General features: G+C 46.9%; 1 pseudogene. It reads right to left on the reverse strand.

Features of this window, described 5'->3' with window-relative positions:
• Nucleotides 1-605 (reverse strand): annotated as a pseudogene (locus R7044_RS26515) (DNA translocase FtsK); the annotation flags it as partial.

Consider the following 605-nt stretch of genomic DNA (forward strand, 5'->3'; position numbering starts at 1 on the left):
GTTCTTGCTGAGCAGCAAACTGTGCATACTCTTCATAGCTTGATTCTCGTTGAGGCGTATCGTGTTCAACAACCTCTTCATGCTTGGCTTGCACCTGTTCTTGATAGACTGCGTTTGTATCCGCATAAGATTGGCATGTTTGTTCTTCTGACGCCCAATCATCTGCTTGCTGCGCTGCAGCTTCCAACTCTTCGATGGTTACATTCAGCTGCTTGGTACGCTCAACCATTGGATCCACGTTATCTGTGCTGACCGCTTTAAGTTGTGGTTCTGGTTCAACATACGTTGGCGTCGCATTTACTGCCGCAACTCGTTGAGTTTGGGGCTCTGGCGTCGGTTTTACCGCAGACGTTTCTGATTTGGCTTGCGGCATATATATAGGATATTCGTGTACTGCCGCTTTCTCTTTTGGTTCTTCAACTTCGTAAGCCGTTAAGTGAGGAAGCGTCTCATCGTCTTGTTGATCGTCTTCAACGTATTTTGTTGATACTTTATCCTCAACAAACTCATCAAGCTGAGGCTCTAGCGTCTCTTGTTCTGAACCTCTGAACTTATTCGCGATGGCAGCCAATACCGCTAACGAGCGATCACCAAGCCATTCAACG

The organism is Vibrio sp. 1402 (assembly GCF_033340275.1).